Raw genomic sequence first — 14,488 nt, forward strand, 5'->3', positions numbered from 1 at the left:
TCCTTAGTCAAAATTTAATAAGCTTTTTGCCTGTACCATGTCTTTATCTCCTCGACCAGATAGACAAATTATTACTAATTTATTTTTTAATTTCTCTTTTGCTTTTTTCAAATATGCAATTGCATGAGCTGATTCAAATGCTGGAATAATTCCCTCTTTTTGACTTAGCCAAACAAAAGCATCAAGAGCTTCTTTATCAGTTATATTGTCATAAGTTACTGTTTTATTATCTTTGTGAAAACTATGTTCTGGTCCAACTCCAGGATAATCAAGACCTGCACTAATACTATGAGCTTCTAAAACTTGTCCATCTTCATCTTGGAGCAAATATGAACACTGTCCATGTAAAATTCCAGGAGTTCCTAATGCTAAACAAGAACCATGTTTAGGTGTATCAAGTCCTAAACCACCAGCTTCTATTCCAACACAAGTAACATTAACATCTTCTAAAAAGTGAGAAAACATACCAATAGAGTTTGATCCACCACCAATACATGCAACTACATAATCAGGTAGCCTATTCTCTTTTTCTAAAATTTGTTTTCTTGACTCATAACCAATAATTGCTTGAAAATCTCTCACCATCATAGGATAAGGATGAGGACCTGCAACTGTTCCTATTATATAAAAAGTATCACGTGCATTTGTTACCCAATATCTAATTGCTTCATTCATTGCATCTTTTAAAGTTTTACTTCCACTTTCAACTGCAACAACCTTAGCACCTAAAAGTTTCATTCTAAATACATTTAACTCTTGTCTTTCAACATCTTTTGCACCCATAAAAACAGTACATTCTAAACCCATAAGTGCTGCAATTGTAGCAGTTGCAACACCGTGTTGCCCTGCTCCTGTTTCAGCTATAACCTTTTTTTTACCCATTTTTTTAGCCAACAAGCCTTGGGCTATTACATTATTAACTTTATGCGCACCAGTATGATTTAAATCTTCTCTTTTTAAATAGATTTTTGCACCAATTTCATCGCTTATGTTTTTTGCAAAATATAGTGGATTTTCACGTCCAACATAATCTTTTAAATAGTAGTTAACTTCAGCCCAAAACTCTTTATCAAATCTATATTTTGTATAAGTAGATTCAAGCTCTTCTAAAATTGGCATCAATGTTTCAGGAACATACTGTCCACCAAAAATTCCAAATTCACCATTTGAATTAGGATCAAATTTACTTTTTTTAGGAATATAGTTACTCATATTTCTAACACCGCATACACAGAAGTTTTCTCTTGCATTTTTGCTTTTCCAGGTAAAATAGAGAAATTTAAAATAAAACAAGCCTCTACTAAAGTAGCATCTAATTTCTCTATTAAATTAGCTGCTGCTACTGCTGTTCCACCACTTACAACCAAATCATCTATTAAAAGAACTTTTGATTTCTTAATATCTCTAAAAGCATCAAAATGAACTTCAACCTCATCAAATCCATACTCAAGTTCATACTTTTCACATAAAGTTGTACTTGGAAGTTTTCCTTTTTTTCGTATTGGTACAAAACCAATTTTTAGTCTTGAAGCAAGAGCTGCTCCAAATAAAAATCCTCTTGCTTCAATTCCTGCTATAAAATCTAAATTATATTTTTTATATCTATCTTCAAGATGGTTCATAAGTAGTTCAAATGCATCTTTATTGTTTAAAAGTGTTGTAATATCTTTAAAGCTAATACCAAGTTTTGGAAAATCCTCAACTGTTCTTATAGAGTCTAATAAAACCTTTTTTTCGCCATCTGTTAAAATATCTTTATTCAAAGTTTTCCCTTTTATATTGAAAATCGAATTATTTTAGCTAAAATAAAATTATGTTACAGTTTAAAATCAAACTATTTAAGAATTTTATAAAAATTTTATTAACACTTTTTCTTTTTGTAAATTTTGCTTTTGCATTAAATTTACAAAAACCTTCAAATTATAAAGATTCTATTGATATTTCAAATTGGTATATGAGTGAAAAACTAGATGGTATTAGAGCATATTGGGATGGAAAAGAGTTATTTACAAAAAACAGAAATAAAATATTTGCTCCCTCTTGGTTTACAAAAGATTTTCCACCATTTGCTCTTGATGGTGAGTTATGGACAAAAAGAGGTGATTTTGAAAATATTCAAAGCATAGTTTTAAGCCAACAAGAGTCACAAAATTGGGAAAAGATAACTTACAATATTTTTGAAATTCCAAATGCAAATGGAAATTTTAAAAATAGATTAGATTTTTTACAAAGCTATTTAGATACAAATCCAAGTATATATATAAAAATTATTCCTCAAATAGTTAGTAAAGATAAAAATCATTTAGATAGCTTTTTGCAAGAACTCTTAAAAAATGGCGCAGAAGGTGTGATTATAAAAAATCCAAATTTAGCTTATGAAACTGGAAGAACTACAAACTCTTTAAAAGTAAAAGAGTTTTTTGATGATGAAGGAAAAGTTATTTCACATAATTTTAATAAAGATGGTTCATTTAAAAGTTTAAAAATAGAATTAAAAAACAAAACTACTTTTAACTTAGGTGGTGGATTTACACAAAAAGATAGATTAAATCCACCAAAGATTGGAGAGTTTGTAACTTTTAAATACTATGGTTTTACAAAAAATGGTAAACCAAAATTTGCTTCATTTTTAAGAGTTAGAGAAATTGAATAGCATTTAATCATCAGTTGCTTCGTGAATTGATTTTTTTACATCTTTTACAACTTCAGTTGTTGTCTCTTTTGTAGCTTTCCAAGCTGTTTTGCTATCTTGTTTTACTCCACTCCAAGTTGCACAAGCTTGAAAAAATATTATAAATATTAATAATAATATACTTTTAAGCATCTCTTATCCTTTTATATAAATAAACTTTCAAATAAATTTATAGCAAAATTTTGTATCAAATAAGATTAAATTTATTTTGGTACAATTTCCCAAAAATTAGCCAATTTAAGGATTTTTATGAATAAAAGTTTAGAAACTATGCTTTGCCATTTAAAAGATTTTGCACCTTTTAAAGAGCCTACAAACTCTTCACACTTTCCAATATATAACACAGCAACTTTTGATTTAAAAAACCAAAATGGCGATAAAACATATGACTATACAAGAAGTGATAATCCAACAAGAGCTACTTTAGAAAACTTTTTTACTTTTGCAGAAAATGGCTATGGAGCTGTTTGTACTCATACAGGAATAGGAGCTGTATCTTTATTATTTGAAACTCTTTTAAAAGCAAACTCATCTATTTTGGTTGAAGCTGATTGTTATGGCGGAACTTTTAGGCTTTTAAAAGTTTTTAAAGAAAAATATAATATTAATGTAAACTTTACAGATTTTACAGACTTAAATATGCTTGAACATATTTTAAAAACAAATAATATAGATTTAGTTCTTTGTGAAAGTCCTACAAATCCAGGCTTAAAAATAATAGATTTAAAAGAGATATCAAAACTTTGTAAAGCACATAACTCTCTTTTTGCGGTTGATAACTCACTTGCAACTTTTATTAGCCAAAAACCTCTTGATTTAGGAGCTGATTTTTCACTGTTTTCTACAACTAAATTTATTAGTGGTCATGGAAGTGTAATTGCAGGTGCAATTGTTGCAAAAGATAAAGAGTGGGCAGATAAACTTCACTATTACTCAAATGCTTTAGGAAGAAACCAAAATCCTCTTGATGTACATCTAATATCACTTGGAATTAGTAGCTTAAAAGTTAGAATGAAAGCTAGTGAGAAATTAGCAAAAAAATTTGCTAAATGGCTTGAAGAACAAGATTTTATAGAAAAAGTAACATTTCCTGCTTTAAAATCACATCCCCAAAGAGCTTTGGCAAAAAAACAGATGAAGATAATCCCTAGTGTTTTTTGTGCTGATTTTAAAAGCATTGAACTAGCAGAAAAATTTATAGAAAATGCAAAAATATTTGGAGAAAAATGCTCTTTTGGAAGTGCTGATAGTAGAGTTGAAATACCTTCTAAAATATCTCATGCTTCTTTTTCAAAAGATGAGTTAAAAGCAATTGGAATATCTGATAGTACAGTTAGATTCTCTATTGGATTTGAGAATTTAAAAGATTTAAAAGAGGATTTGTTAGAAGCTATAAAATGATAATAAACTCTATTTTTAAGCCAATTTATTGTGGAAAAACTTTACCAGAAAATAATATTCATGCTGTTTCCACAAGTATGCCAACACTTCAAGATGTAATAGATTATGAAGAACAAACACCAGAAATTTTAGAAAAAATTACAGTTGCATATCCTAGATTTATAGTTCATCCATATCTTAAAAAACTAGCAATTTATTTAAAAACAAAATATAAAGTTAGTGATAAATATGAACTTATTCTTCTTAGTAGTAAAAAGGCAGTAAACGTTGTAAGTTCGAGATTTTATATAAATAATCCCATAGATATTGATGAAGATTTTGGTGTAATTATGGTTTTAAAAGGAAGACAGTACAAAAAAGTTTTAAAATTTATTCAACATGTTGGTTACAATTTATCTTCAAGATTAGCTGAAAATTATTTGTATAATATAGGAATAATTTCAAGTATTCATCAAGAAGAGCTTGCAGATGAAACAAAAGCAAAAGATATTCTAATTTCAACTTTATCAAACGCCTATAATCAACCCCTTAAAAATATATGCTTAAGCCCTTCAGGAATGAATGCAATGTATTGTGTTTTAAAAGGAATTAAAAATATTCAAGCAAAAAATGGAAGAACTATTTTAGTTCAACTAGGATGGTTATATCTTGATACCATGAACATTATAAATCACTATTTTGAAGAGAGTAAAATTTTTCATGATATTACAAATCTTGATAGTTTTGAAGAGTTTTTAAAAGAAAATGGATTAAAAGTTTCAGCAATAGTTACAGAAATTCCTACAAATCCACTTATACAAACAGTTGATTTAGAAAAACTTAAAAATTTATGCAAAAAGTATAATATTCCTTTGGTTATAGACTCTACTTTTGCAACTCCATATAATCTAAATTTAGACTCATATGCTGATATTTATGTGGAGTCTTTAACAAAATTTGCTTGTGGAAATGCAGATGTTTTAATGGGTGCTATTATTTTAAATGAAAATTCAAAAATATCCCATATTTCTCAAGAATTTTTTAAACATTGTGATGAGCCATATATAAAAGATATTCAAAGATTGGCTTTAGAGATAAAAGATTATAAATCAAGAGTTAAAAAAATATCTTCAAATACAAAAAAGTTAGTTGAATATTTTCAAAAATCATCATATATTGACAAGATTTTTTACTGTTTAAGTCCAAATTATAAAAAGAATTATGAAAAACTTATGATTGATGAAAATAGTCTATGTGGAATAATATCACTTACATTTAAAAAAGATTTTCAAAAAGTTTATGATAGTTTAAACTTTCCAAAAGGTCCAAGCCTTGGAACTGAGTTTACACTTTTAATGCCATACACTTATTTGGCACATTATGATTTAATAGGAAGTAAAGAAGGTAAAGAGTTTTTAGAAAAGATAAATCTTCCTATAAATCTTCTTAGAATCTCTGTTGGAGTTGAAAATATAGAAGAGATAAAAAAAGAGTTTGATAAATTAAATACTATTTAAGGTTTAGAAAAGAGATGATAAAACAAGCAGATAAAAACAATATTAATAATATTTCAAGACTAATTTATGATGCAATTCACGACATTGCAAATACATTAACAGGTGAAAACGAAGAGAAAAAAATCCTTGAGACTTTAGATTTATATGTAAAAATGGATATAAATAGATTGAGTTACAAAAATATTTGGGTTTATGAGCTAGATAATAACAATATTGCGTTAATAATTGCCTATAATTCAAATGATATAAAAAAGCTAGATTCTCCAATACTTGAACACTTAAAAACAAAAAATATTTTTTTAGACTCTTTTGAAAAAGAGTGCTTTAAAGATGAGTTTTATATAGATACAGTTAGTGTTCTAAAAGATTTTCAAGGTAATGGAATAGCAAAAGAGTTATTTATATTTATTGAAGATAAAGCAAAAGAGCTAGGATTTAAAAAAATTTCACTTTTGGTTGATTTTGAAAATTTAAAAGCATTGGCTTTATATGAAAAATTAGGCTTTGAAAAAAATGAGATACTTAAAGTTTCAGGAAGCAATTTCTATCATATGATAAAAAAATTAGATTTTTAAAAGGAAAAATTATGTCAAAAAAAATATATTGTATAGCTTCATTTGAAGCAAAAGAAGGTTTAAACGAAGAGTTATTTAAAGTATTACAATCTTTAGAACCACAAACTATAAGAGAAGATGGTTGTATTCAATATATTGTCACAAAACATATAAGTCATCCAAATGCAACTGGGAAAAGTTTTCCAATAGTATTTAATGAAATTTGGGAATCAAAAGAGGCTTTTGAGCTTCACTGCAATAAACCTTATATAAAAGAGTTTTTTCATAAACATTGTGTTTTGGAAGATGGATTTGTAAAGGATTTTAATGTTTGTGTTTATAGTGATGAGTAAGCATATGAAAAGTAAAAAATAGAGCTGTTATAAGCTCTATTTTGAAAAATCATTTATAACTTTTTGATATCTCTTTTGCAACAAAAAGTAAATTATTTTTCCAGTCATCACTAAGTGGATCAATAGAAACTACATTTGCACCAATATTTTGTGAAATTGTTTTTGCACTTTTTTGTGAAAATTGAGGTGATACAAATACTATTTTTATATTATGTTTTTTTGCTTCTTCTACTAATTCAAGTAACTCATTTGGTTTTGGCTCTTTTCCTTCAATCTCAATAGAGATTTGTTCAACATCATACCTTGCAGCAAAATATCCCCAAGATGGGTGAAAAACCATAAAAGCAGAATCTTTATGTGGTTCTAAAATATTTTTTATTTCTTTATTTAAACTATCAAGCTCATTTAAAAAATCTTCATAATTAGCTTTATAAAAATCACTATTTGGTTCATCTATTTTAACCATTGCTTCATAAATATTTTTTGCTTGAGTTTTTACACTTATTGGGTCTAACCAAATGTGAGGATCAAGTCCATCTTCTCCATGAGAGTGTTTATCATGCGAATGATTATCGTGCTTATGTTCATCCTCATGGTGAGTGTGCTCAAGCATTGCAATTTTTTCTACTCCAACAGTTGTATCAATAAAAATTGTATTTTTTGCATTTTGCTTGAATCTCTTAATCCAAGCTTTTTCACTAGAATCACCTATCATAAAATATGCCTTTGAATTACCCAAAGATTTCATTTGAGATGCTTTTGGTTCAAAATTATGAGGAGAACTCCCTGGTTTTACCATAACATTAATATCAAATTTATCTTTTACTATTTTTTCTACAAAATATTTTTGTGGTAAAATTGTAACTGTTAACTCTTGCTTTGAAGCAAATAAAATTGTTGTAAATAACATAAAAACTACTAAATAATTTCTCATTTTTATCCTTTTTGTTTAGTGTATTATGCAACTAGGTTGCAAATTTTTTTGACATTCTAAACTTTTTATTCTTTAATGCAACTTAGTAGCACTTAATTAAATTTTAGTTAGAATAAATTTATGATAAAAGAAAATTTTTCAAATATAAAACTTACAAGTGCCAGAAAATCTATCTTGGATATACTTATAAACTCAAGTAAACCATTAAGTTATGAAGATATAAAAGATAAAATATCTATGGATAAGGCAACTTTTTACCGAAATATCACAATTTTTGAAGAAGAAAACCTTATAAACTCTTTTGAATCAAATGATAAAAAAAGATATTTTGAAATAAAAGATATTGAGCATTCACACTTTATTTGCAACAACTGTTCAAATATTGAGTGTATTTTTGAAAAACCAAATTTTCTTTTACAAGATTATAAAATTGAAAATATTATCCTAAAAGGAAAATGTAAGGAGTGCAATAAAAATGGGTAAATTACTTTCTGCTAGCTACTTAAGAAAGATTGTAAATATAAAGAATCAATACAAATTTATAAGAAGCTTTATTTCAACTGCAACATTAAGTGGAGTTCAGCTTTTTTTGGTGACAGTTTTAGCTGTTTATGTAGCAAACTCTATGTTTGCTCCACAATATTTCGAACTTTTAAAAACACATTTTAGTTTCTCTTTTGGGTCACATACTTTTTCTATGAGCCTTCAGCATTGGATAAATGATGTTTTAATGGCACTATTTTTCTTAGTTGTTGGTCTTGAAATAAAAAGAGATATGCTAGTAGGTGAGCTTTCAAGCCTTAAAAAAGCATCTTTTCCTATAATTGCAGCACTTGGAGGAATGATTATTCCAGCAATATTGTATCTAAGTGTAAATCAATCTCATCCAACAGGATTTGGAATTCCTATGGCTACAGATATTGCCTTTGCTTTAGGAATTTTAATGCTTTTAGGGAAAAGAGTTAGTCTATCTTTAAAAGTATTTTTAGTAACTTTAGCTGTTGTAGATGATTTAGGTGCAATAGTTGTAGTTGCAATATTTTATACAAGTGAACTTCATTATGATTTTTTACTTTATTCAGTTTTAACATATTTTATTCTTATGATTTTTAACTATTTTAATCTAGTTCGTGTTATGCCTTACTTATTTGTTGGTATTTTTCTATGGATTTTTATACATAGTTCTGGTATTCACTCAACAATAGCTGGAATTCTTCTAGCTTTTGTAATTCCTTTAAAAGCAAAAAATACAACAGTTGAAGAGATAGAAGAACATAACTCACAAAGTCCACTTTTAAGAGTTGAAAATGCACTTCATAACTTCAGTGCATTTATTATAATGCCAGTTTTTGCATTTGCAAATGCAGGTGTTGAGCTAGATTTTGCAAGTGTTGTAGAGAATAAAACAATTGTTCTTGGAGTATTTTTAGGTTTACTTATTGGTAAACCTATTGGTATTTTAGCTTCAACTTATCTTGCATCAAAATTTAAAATTAGTGAAAAACCATCAAATGTAACTTGGAGTGAAATTTTAGCAGTTGGATTCTTAGCAGGAATTGGATTTACAATGTCAATTTTTATTTCAGTTCTAGCTTTTGATGATCCACATATTGTAAGTGCTGTAAAAATTGGTATTTTTGCTAGTTCAATTAGTGCTGCAATTATTGGAGTATTTCTACTTATAATTCTAGGGAAAAAAGAGACACAAAAAGAGTTTCTAGAAGGTCTAAATGATAAATAGTGAATCTATAGTAAAACTTTCTAGTTATTTTACTATTATTGCTCATAGTCCTGGAAGATTAAGGGTTAGAGTAGATCCAAAAATAGTTAATGAAGGAGAGAATATATCTTTAGATGATATTACAAATCTCCCAAAAAAGATATCTGGCATAGAAGAGATTAAAATAAATAAAATTATAGCCTCAGTTACAATTATATATAACCCTACTATTTTTAAGCCAAAACTATGGGAAGATTTGATAAAAAATGAGAATATAGATGAAATAACACAAATTATAAATAATCTTGCAAAGGAGGCTATTTAATGGCCCTTGACTACAATATTTTAATTCAAAAAAGAGTTGATTTAAATTCAAATATCAATATTGATGAGCAGATTTTACAAATTGCTATTTATGATGAGTTTAAAGCTTATGAAACTTATAGCAAAATAATTGAAACTTTTGGAAATATAAACCCATTTATAAATATAAAAGAGTCTGAAGCAGTACACTATAGTATTCTTATAAAATTGGCAGAAAAATATAGTGTAGAAGTTCCAATGAATGACTGGAAAGATAAAATAGAAATACCAAATAATCTAATAGAGTGTTATGAATTAGGAGTTGCAGCAGAGATTGAAAATATTGCTATGTATAATAATCTTTTAACAAACTCAACAAAAAGTGATATTACAGATGCACTTTTTAGACTTCAAGCTACTTCTTTTAACAATCATTTACCAACTTTTAGATCTTGTGTAATAAATCACTACAATGCCTTTAACTCTTCTTCAAATAGTGAAGATATTATGAAAAAAATGCAAGAGTATCAAGAGATTGTAGATAATCTTATGAGTGGAAATATAGATGAAAGTACAATTTCAAATCTTAGTTCAAAACTATTTTCAAATATAAGTTTTCAATTTTTAGGTGGAGCTGTTAGCGGAGCTGCAATTATAGCACTTTTAAATCAGTTTTTAGAAAATCAAAATTCAAACAAGGAGTAAAAAATGGCATTACCATTTATAGCTGGTTTAGCTCTTGGAGCTTTGGGAGTTGTTGCTTATAAAAATAGAGAAATTATTAAAAAAAAGGGTGAGATTTTTTTTAATGATGCAAAAGAGAAAGGTGAGATTTTAAAAAAAGATATTGAAACAAAAATTTCACAAACAAAAAAGAAGTTTGAAAAAGAAGATACAAAAAAAATAGTTGAAAAATCAAAAAGTACAAAAAAAGCATATTCAAGAAAACCGAAAACTACTCAAAATAAAGAGGCAAATTGATGAAAAATATAAATACAGGAACACCTAGAAATATTTTAGGTCATGTAATAAGTGGTGCGATAGCGAGTGCTGTTATTAGTGGTGCAATAAATTATAAAAAGTATCAAAATGGTCAAATAAAAAAGTGTGAAGCAATAAAAGATACAACAAAAAAAGCAACTCAAGGTGCTATTGTAACAGGAAGTGCCATTGCAACAACAAACTATATTGGTGAAGGAAATTATCTTAGAGCTTTAACATCAGCATCTATTGGAATGGCTGGAGTTTATGCATTAGAAATAATTGAAGAAAAACTAGAGCAAAAATACTTAATAAACCAAAATCTAGAATTAGAGGAAAACTCAAATGACTAATAAGAATCAAAATTTTAATCAATACAATACAGATATAACTAGCACAAGAAATAACAATCAAAATGGACTAAATATAAACCAAAATCCATATATAAATAGTGGTGTAAATCAGAATTTTATAGGACAAAATACAAATGCTCAAGAACAAAATCAATCAAACTCTTTTTTAAATGGTGATTTTATAAAAGGTGCATTAATTGGAGCAGTAGCAACTTACATTTTAACAAATAAAAATGCTCAAGAGAGTATTTTTGAAGCAATAAATAAGGCAAAAAATCTAGCAGCTGCTGGATTTGAAGAGTTAAAAGAGAGAATTGAAGATGCAAAAGCAGCTTCAAAAGTAAATGAGCAAGAGTTCTAAAAATAATGGATAAAAAATTTATAAAAGTTCATCAAACAGGACTTAGAGCTAGATATAAGCTTGAAATACTAAAAGATAATTTTATAGATGAAGAGATTTTAAAAGGATATTTTAGTAAGTTTAATGAGATAAAAAGTATAAGAGTAAACAAAAAAGCATATTCAATAATTTTTGAACTAAAAAAAGATATCTTTGAAAAAATAGAAGAGAGTTTAAAAAATATTACTTTGGAAAACCTTTTAAAATCTGCATCAAAAAATGAAGCTAGTGTTTGTGTATCTTGTGTAACAAACAAAGAACCATCTATAAAAGGAACTCTACTTGCAACTACTGCTTTAATTGCCGAAAGATTGGTTACAAATAATAGTTTAAAAGCTTCTATTACAACCGTTGCTTCAATTCCTCTTCTAATTGATGGTACAAAAGAGCTATTTAATGATGGTTTAACTTCTCATGTACTTGAAGCAGCAGCCGTAGCTATTTCTATTTATAGAAAAGATTATCTTGCTGCAAACTCAACAAATGCTATGCTAGAACTTGGTGAATACATAGAAGAAACAACAGTTCATAAAAGTGATGATTTACTAAAAGAACTAGCTCGACCTAATATTGAAGAAGCTTGGGTTGAAAGAAAAATAGATGGAAAAGTTATAGATATTTTAGTAAAAACATCTGAACTAACTATTGGTGATATTGTAGTTGTTGGAGCGGGAAGTACTATTGCAATTGATGGACATATAATAGATGGAGCAGGTACAATTAATCAAGTATCAATGACTGGAGAAGCTGAACCAATAGCAAAATATAGAGGTGACAGAGTAATATCTGGAACTATTGTTGAAGAAGGAAGATTTAGAATTTGGGCTGAGCAAGTTGGTGCAAATACTGCAACTCAAAGAATAAAACACTATATAGAAAACTCTTTAAACGAAAAGTCATCTGCTCAACTAAAAGCAAATCGCCTTGCAGACAAGCTAGTTCCTGTTACTTTGGGTCTTGCTACAGCTGCTTATATTTTTACAAAAGATTTTCAAAGAGTTGCATCTGTACTTCAAGCTGATTATTCTTGTGCTTTAAAACTTGCAACCCCTGTTGCTTTTAAATCTACAATTTCAAAAGCTGGTCATAGTGGAATTATGATAAAAGGTGCAAAATCTATTGAAGCACTAAGTAGTGCTGATACTTTTGTTTTTGACAAAACAGGAACTCTTACAAGTGGTGAACTAGAGGTTATAAGTGTTGATTCCTATGATAAAAATTGGAGTGAAGAGAAGCTTTTAAATCTTACAGCTTCAACAGAAGAACACTATTTTCATCCTGTAGCTGAAGCTGTTGTAAAAGCAGCAAAAGAGAGAGGTTTTGTACATATGCATCATGAAGAGGTGCAATTTATTGTAGCTCACGGTGTAAAAACAGAAATAAAAGGTAAAAATGTAGTTATAGGAAGCAGGCACTTTTTAGAAGATGATGAAAAAATAGATTTTTCTTCATACAAAAAAGAGATTGAAAACTCTTTAAAAAAAAGTGATACTTTGCTATATGTTGGATACGATGGTAAACTTTTAGGAACGATTGGACTTAGTGATGAGTTACGAGAAAATACAAAAGAGAGTATAAAAAGATTAAAATCTCTTGGTGTAAAAAATATTGTAATGTTAACAGGAGATACAAAAACAAAAGCTCTAAAAATTGCTGATGAGTTGGGTATAAATGAAGTAAAAGCAGAACTTTTACCTCAAGATAAAGCAAATATTGTAAAAGAGTTAATGAATGAGGGTAAAAAAGTTGCTTTTATTGGAGATGGTATAAATGATGCTCCAGCACTTATCTCTTCTCATGTTGGAATTTCAATGAGTCGTGGAGCTGATATAGCAAAAGCAACTGCTGATATTAGCTTATTAAAAGATGATATTGTTGCTGTTGTTGAAGCAAAAGAGTTTGCAAATAAAACTATGAATTTGATAAATACAAACTTCAATGCAACTGTTGGAATAAATAGTGCAATTCTTTTAGGTGCAACTTTTGGTCTATTTTCTCCAATTGTAACAGCTATATTACATAACGGAACAACAATTGGATTGCTATTAAATTCGATAAAAGGAGTAAAATTAGCAAAAAGATAGATTTTAATAATAGTTATCAGTTTTGTTTAAGAAATTAAATAATACAATTCTTTTAATTTATTAAAGGATATATTTTATGCCAATTTTATTACCATTAGCGACTTTAATCACAGGTATTTTGACAGTTAAAACTGTAAATAAAACTATAAAAACTTATGGAAGAAGAAAAAAAAGAGATGAAAGAGCTAAAATTTGATTTAGAACTTCAAAAAGAAGTTGCAAAAATTGGAATGAGCGCAACTTTGGGCGCAACTGTTGTAACTTCAATGTTTATGAAAAATAAAATTGCCAAAAATACTCATATTATTGCAGGTGTTGCTTTTTGTGGCTTTGCACTATGGCATCATATGCTTTACCAAACAAAAAAATCAAAAAAAGAAAATGAAAAAAGTATTATTGTTGCAACAAACTCTTCAATAAAATAGACTAAGTTTTTGTTAATTATATTTTAGATAGAATCCAAAAATTGTTGAAGGATAAAATAGATGAATAAAAGAGTTCTTGTAAAGTTCTCAGGAGAAGCATTGGCTGGAACTGAAGGATATGGAATTGATACAAAAATATTAGATTATATTGCTGAAGAGATAAAAACTTTAGTTGAATACGGTATTGAAGTTGCTATTGTTATTGGTGGTGGAAATATTATTCGTGGTGTTACTGCTGCTGCTGATGGTGTTATTAAAAGAACAAGTGCAGATTATATGGGAATGCTAGGAACTGTAATAAATGGTGTTGCTATGCAAGAAGCTTTGGAATACAAAGGTTTAAGTGCAAGATTGCAAACCGCTATAAAAATGGAAGAGATAGCCGAGCCTTTTATTGTAAGAAAAGCTATGAGACATTTTGAAAAAGGAAGAGTTGTAATATTTGGTGCAGGAACAGGAAATCCATATTTTACTACTGATACAGGGGCAACACTAAGAGCGACTGAAATTGGTGCTGATCTACTTATAAAAGCAACAAAAGTGAATGGAGTTTATGATAAAGACCCAATGAAATTTGCAGATGCAGTAAAACTAGAAAACCTAACTTATGATAGAGCTTTAGAAGATCATATAAAAGTTATGGATGATACTGCTATTGCTTTAGCAAAAGATAATAAACTTCCAATTGCAGTTACAAATATGAATGAAAAAGGTAATTTGCTAAGAATTGTACAAGGCGATTATAGTAAATGTTCGATAGTTAAATAGTTCAAAATAGATTTTAAAAAGGAT

Annotated in this window: 19 protein-coding genes; 15 read left to right on the top strand and 4 right to left on the bottom strand. The window is 28.1% G+C overall.

Annotation, left to right across the window (positions count from 1 at the left end):
- Window positions 1-3: 3 nt before the first annotated feature.
- The gene (trpB, locus tag ACRYA_RS07695) at window positions 4-1,212 is read right to left on the bottom strand and encodes a tryptophan synthase subunit beta (protein ID WP_105916507.1); all 1,209 of its coding nucleotides are present in this window, start codon (window positions 1,210-1,212) and stop codon (window positions 4-6) included.
- Window positions 1,209-1,763: an adenine phosphoribosyltransferase gene (locus ACRYA_RS07700; RefSeq protein ID WP_176549266.1), complete on the bottom strand. Its 555-nt coding sequence runs from the start codon at window positions 1,761-1,763 to the stop codon at window positions 1,209-1,211. The genes trpB and ACRYA_RS07700 overlap by 4 nt, the downstream gene beginning before the upstream one ends.
- A 50-nt stretch (window positions 1,764-1,813) precedes the next feature.
- Between ACRYA_RS07700 and ACRYA_RS07705 the strand changes: the two genes are divergently transcribed.
- A complete protein-coding gene (locus tag ACRYA_RS07705) occupies window positions 1,814-2,653 on the top strand; it encodes a DNA ligase (protein WP_105916508.1) in 840 nt (279 codons plus the stop codon).
- Between the two features lie 3 nt (window positions 2,654-2,656).
- Here ACRYA_RS07705 and ACRYA_RS10775 read toward each other — a convergent pair whose 3' ends face one another.
- Window positions 2,657-2,824 carry a hypothetical protein gene (locus ACRYA_RS10775; RefSeq protein WP_165786071.1) on the bottom strand — a complete coding sequence of 56 codons (168 nt, stop codon included), beginning with the start codon at window positions 2,822-2,824 and terminating at the stop codon, window positions 2,657-2,659.
- A 117-nt stretch (window positions 2,825-2,941) separates the two neighbouring features.
- Here ACRYA_RS10775 and ACRYA_RS07710 point away from each other — a divergent pair, with 117 nt between their 5' ends.
- Genes ACRYA_RS07710 through ACRYA_RS07725 form a run of 4 tightly spaced genes read left to right on the top strand, consistent with a single transcriptional unit; the run spans window position 2,942 to window position 6,496 of the window.
- On the top strand, window positions 2,942-4,093 hold the full coding sequence (locus ACRYA_RS07710) for a trans-sulfuration enzyme family protein (protein WP_105916509.1): 1,152 nt from the start codon (window positions 2,942-2,944) through the stop codon (window positions 4,091-4,093).
- On the top strand, window positions 4,090-5,589 hold the full coding sequence (locus ACRYA_RS07715) for a PLP-dependent transferase (protein ID WP_228199738.1): 1,500 nt from the start codon (window positions 4,090-4,092) through the stop codon (window positions 5,587-5,589). Before ACRYA_RS07710 ends, ACRYA_RS07715 begins: the two co-directional genes overlap by 4 nt.
- Before the next feature lie 14 nt (window positions 5,590-5,603).
- Window positions 5,604-6,164 carry a GNAT family N-acetyltransferase gene (locus ACRYA_RS07720; RefSeq protein WP_105916510.1) on the top strand — a complete coding sequence of 187 codons (561 nt, stop codon included), beginning with the start codon at window positions 5,604-5,606 and terminating at the stop codon, window positions 6,162-6,164.
- Window positions 6,165-6,175: 11 nt separating this feature from the next.
- On the top strand, window positions 6,176-6,496 hold the full coding sequence (locus tag ACRYA_RS07725) for a putative quinol monooxygenase (protein WP_105914583.1): 321 nt from the start codon (window positions 6,176-6,178) through the stop codon (window positions 6,494-6,496).
- A gap of 49 nt (window positions 6,497-6,545) precedes the next feature.
- On the opposite strand, the gene ACRYA_RS07730 is transcribed toward ACRYA_RS07725, so the two are convergent.
- Window positions 6,546-7,430: a metal ABC transporter solute-binding protein, Zn/Mn family gene (locus ACRYA_RS07730; RefSeq protein ID WP_105916511.1), complete on the bottom strand. Its 885-nt coding sequence runs from the start codon at window positions 7,428-7,430 to the stop codon at window positions 6,546-6,548.
- A 120-nt stretch (window positions 7,431-7,550) separates the two neighbouring features.
- On the opposite strand from ACRYA_RS07730, the gene ACRYA_RS07735 reads away from it, so the two are divergent.
- From ACRYA_RS07735 to pyrH, 10 genes are all read left to right on the top strand, one after another.
- Window positions 7,551-7,913, top strand: coding sequence for a Fur family transcriptional regulator (locus tag ACRYA_RS07735; RefSeq protein ID WP_066218868.1), 363 nt, complete (start codon window positions 7,551-7,553; stop codon window positions 7,911-7,913).
- A gap of 37 nt (window positions 7,914-7,950) precedes the next feature.
- Complete coding sequence (gene nhaA, locus ACRYA_RS07740; protein ID WP_370684711.1) at window positions 7,951-9,171, top strand: Na+/H+ antiporter NhaA; 1,221 nt, start codon at window positions 7,951-7,953, stop codon at window positions 9,169-9,171.
- Entirely contained in the window at window positions 9,161-9,475 is a 315-nt protein-coding gene (locus ACRYA_RS07745) for a hypothetical protein (RefSeq protein ID WP_105916513.1), read from the top strand. Before nhaA ends, ACRYA_RS07745 begins: the two co-directional genes overlap by 11 nt.
- The gene (locus ACRYA_RS07750; RefSeq protein WP_105916514.1) at window positions 9,475-10,158 is read left to right on the top strand and encodes a ferritin-like domain-containing protein; all 684 of its coding nucleotides are present in this window, start codon (window positions 9,475-9,477) and stop codon (window positions 10,156-10,158) included. The genes ACRYA_RS07745 and ACRYA_RS07750 overlap by 1 nt, the downstream gene beginning before the upstream one ends.
- Before the next feature lie 3 nt (window positions 10,159-10,161).
- Complete coding sequence (locus ACRYA_RS07755) at window positions 10,162-10,434, top strand: hypothetical protein (RefSeq protein ID WP_105916515.1); 273 nt, start codon at window positions 10,162-10,164, stop codon at window positions 10,432-10,434.
- The gene (locus ACRYA_RS07760) at window positions 10,434-10,787 is read left to right on the top strand and encodes a magnetosome protein MamC family protein (protein WP_105916516.1); all 354 of its coding nucleotides are present in this window, start codon (window positions 10,434-10,436) and stop codon (window positions 10,785-10,787) included. The genes ACRYA_RS07755 and ACRYA_RS07760 overlap by 1 nt, the downstream gene beginning before the upstream one ends.
- The gene (locus ACRYA_RS07765) at window positions 10,780-11,148 is read left to right on the top strand and encodes a hypothetical protein (RefSeq protein WP_105916517.1); all 369 of its coding nucleotides are present in this window, start codon (window positions 10,780-10,782) and stop codon (window positions 11,146-11,148) included. Before ACRYA_RS07760 ends, ACRYA_RS07765 begins: the two co-directional genes overlap by 8 nt.
- 5 nt (window positions 11,149-11,153) lie before the next feature.
- Window positions 11,154-13,271 (top strand): heavy metal translocating P-type ATPase, encoded by a 2,118-nt coding sequence (locus tag ACRYA_RS07770; RefSeq protein ID WP_105916518.1) that lies wholly within the window; start codon window positions 11,154-11,156, stop codon window positions 13,269-13,271.
- A gap of 155 nt (window positions 13,272-13,426) precedes the next feature.
- Window positions 13,427-13,696, top strand: coding sequence for a hypothetical protein (locus ACRYA_RS07775; protein ID WP_228199739.1), 270 nt, complete (start codon window positions 13,427-13,429; stop codon window positions 13,694-13,696).
- A gap of 60 nt (window positions 13,697-13,756) precedes the next feature.
- Window positions 13,757-14,464 (top strand): UMP kinase, encoded by a 708-nt coding sequence (gene pyrH / locus ACRYA_RS07780; protein ID WP_105916520.1) that lies wholly within the window; start codon window positions 13,757-13,759, stop codon window positions 14,462-14,464.
- Window positions 14,465-14,488: the final 24 nt, after the last annotated feature.

The organism is Aliarcobacter cryaerophilus ATCC 43158 (assembly GCF_003660105.1).
GTDB lineage: Bacteria > Campylobacterota > Campylobacteria > Campylobacterales > Arcobacteraceae > Aliarcobacter > Aliarcobacter cryaerophilus.

Bases quoted from the DNA above. Each gene is read 5' to 3' on its own strand.
- ACRYA_RS07710 (WP_105916509.1), top strand. From the start codon at position 2,942: ATGAATAAAAGTTTAGAAACTATGCTTTGCCATTTAAAAGATTTTGCA.
- ACRYA_RS07720 (WP_105916510.1), top strand. From the start codon at position 5,604: ATGATAAAACAAGCAGATAAAAACAATATTAATAATATTTCAAGACTA.
- ACRYA_RS07765 (WP_105916517.1), top strand. From the start codon at position 10,780: ATGACTAATAAGAATCAAAATTTTAATCAATACAATACAGATATAACT.
- ACRYA_RS07775 (WP_228199739.1), top strand. From the start codon at position 13,427: ATGGAAGAAGAAAAAAAAGAGATGAAAGAGCTAAAATTTGATTTAGAA.
- ACRYA_RS07750 (WP_105916514.1), top strand. From the start codon at position 9,475: ATGGCCCTTGACTACAATATTTTAATTCAAAAAAGAGTTGATTTAAAT.
- trpB (WP_105916507.1), bottom strand. From the start codon at position 1,212: ATGAGTAACTATATTCCTAAAAAAAGTAAATTTGATCCTAATTCAAAT.
- ACRYA_RS07760 (WP_105916516.1), top strand. From the start codon at position 10,434: ATGAAAAATATAAATACAGGAACACCTAGAAATATTTTAGGTCATGTA.
- ACRYA_RS07755 (WP_105916515.1), top strand. From the start codon at position 10,162: ATGGCATTACCATTTATAGCTGGTTTAGCTCTTGGAGCTTTGGGAGTT.
- ACRYA_RS07715 (WP_228199738.1), top strand. From the start codon at position 4,090: ATGATAATAAACTCTATTTTTAAGCCAATTTATTGTGGAAAAACTTTA.
- pyrH (WP_105916520.1), top strand. From the start codon at position 13,757: ATGAATAAAAGAGTTCTTGTAAAGTTCTCAGGAGAAGCATTGGCTGGA.
- ACRYA_RS10775 (WP_165786071.1), bottom strand. From the start codon at position 2,824: ATGCTTAAAAGTATATTATTATTAATATTTATAATATTTTTTCAAGCT.
- ACRYA_RS07725 (WP_105914583.1), top strand. From the start codon at position 6,176: ATGTCAAAAAAAATATATTGTATAGCTTCATTTGAAGCAAAAGAAGGT.
- ACRYA_RS07730 (WP_105916511.1), bottom strand. From the start codon at position 7,430: ATGAGAAATTATTTAGTAGTTTTTATGTTATTTACAACAATTTTATTT.
- ACRYA_RS07735 (WP_066218868.1), top strand. From the start codon at position 7,551: ATGATAAAAGAAAATTTTTCAAATATAAAACTTACAAGTGCCAGAAAA.
- ACRYA_RS07745 (WP_105916513.1), top strand. From the start codon at position 9,161: ATGATAAATAGTGAATCTATAGTAAAACTTTCTAGTTATTTTACTATT.
- ACRYA_RS07705 (WP_105916508.1), top strand. From the start codon at position 1,814: ATGTTACAGTTTAAAATCAAACTATTTAAGAATTTTATAAAAATTTTA.
- ACRYA_RS07770 (WP_105916518.1), top strand. From the start codon at position 11,154: ATGGATAAAAAATTTATAAAAGTTCATCAAACAGGACTTAGAGCTAGA.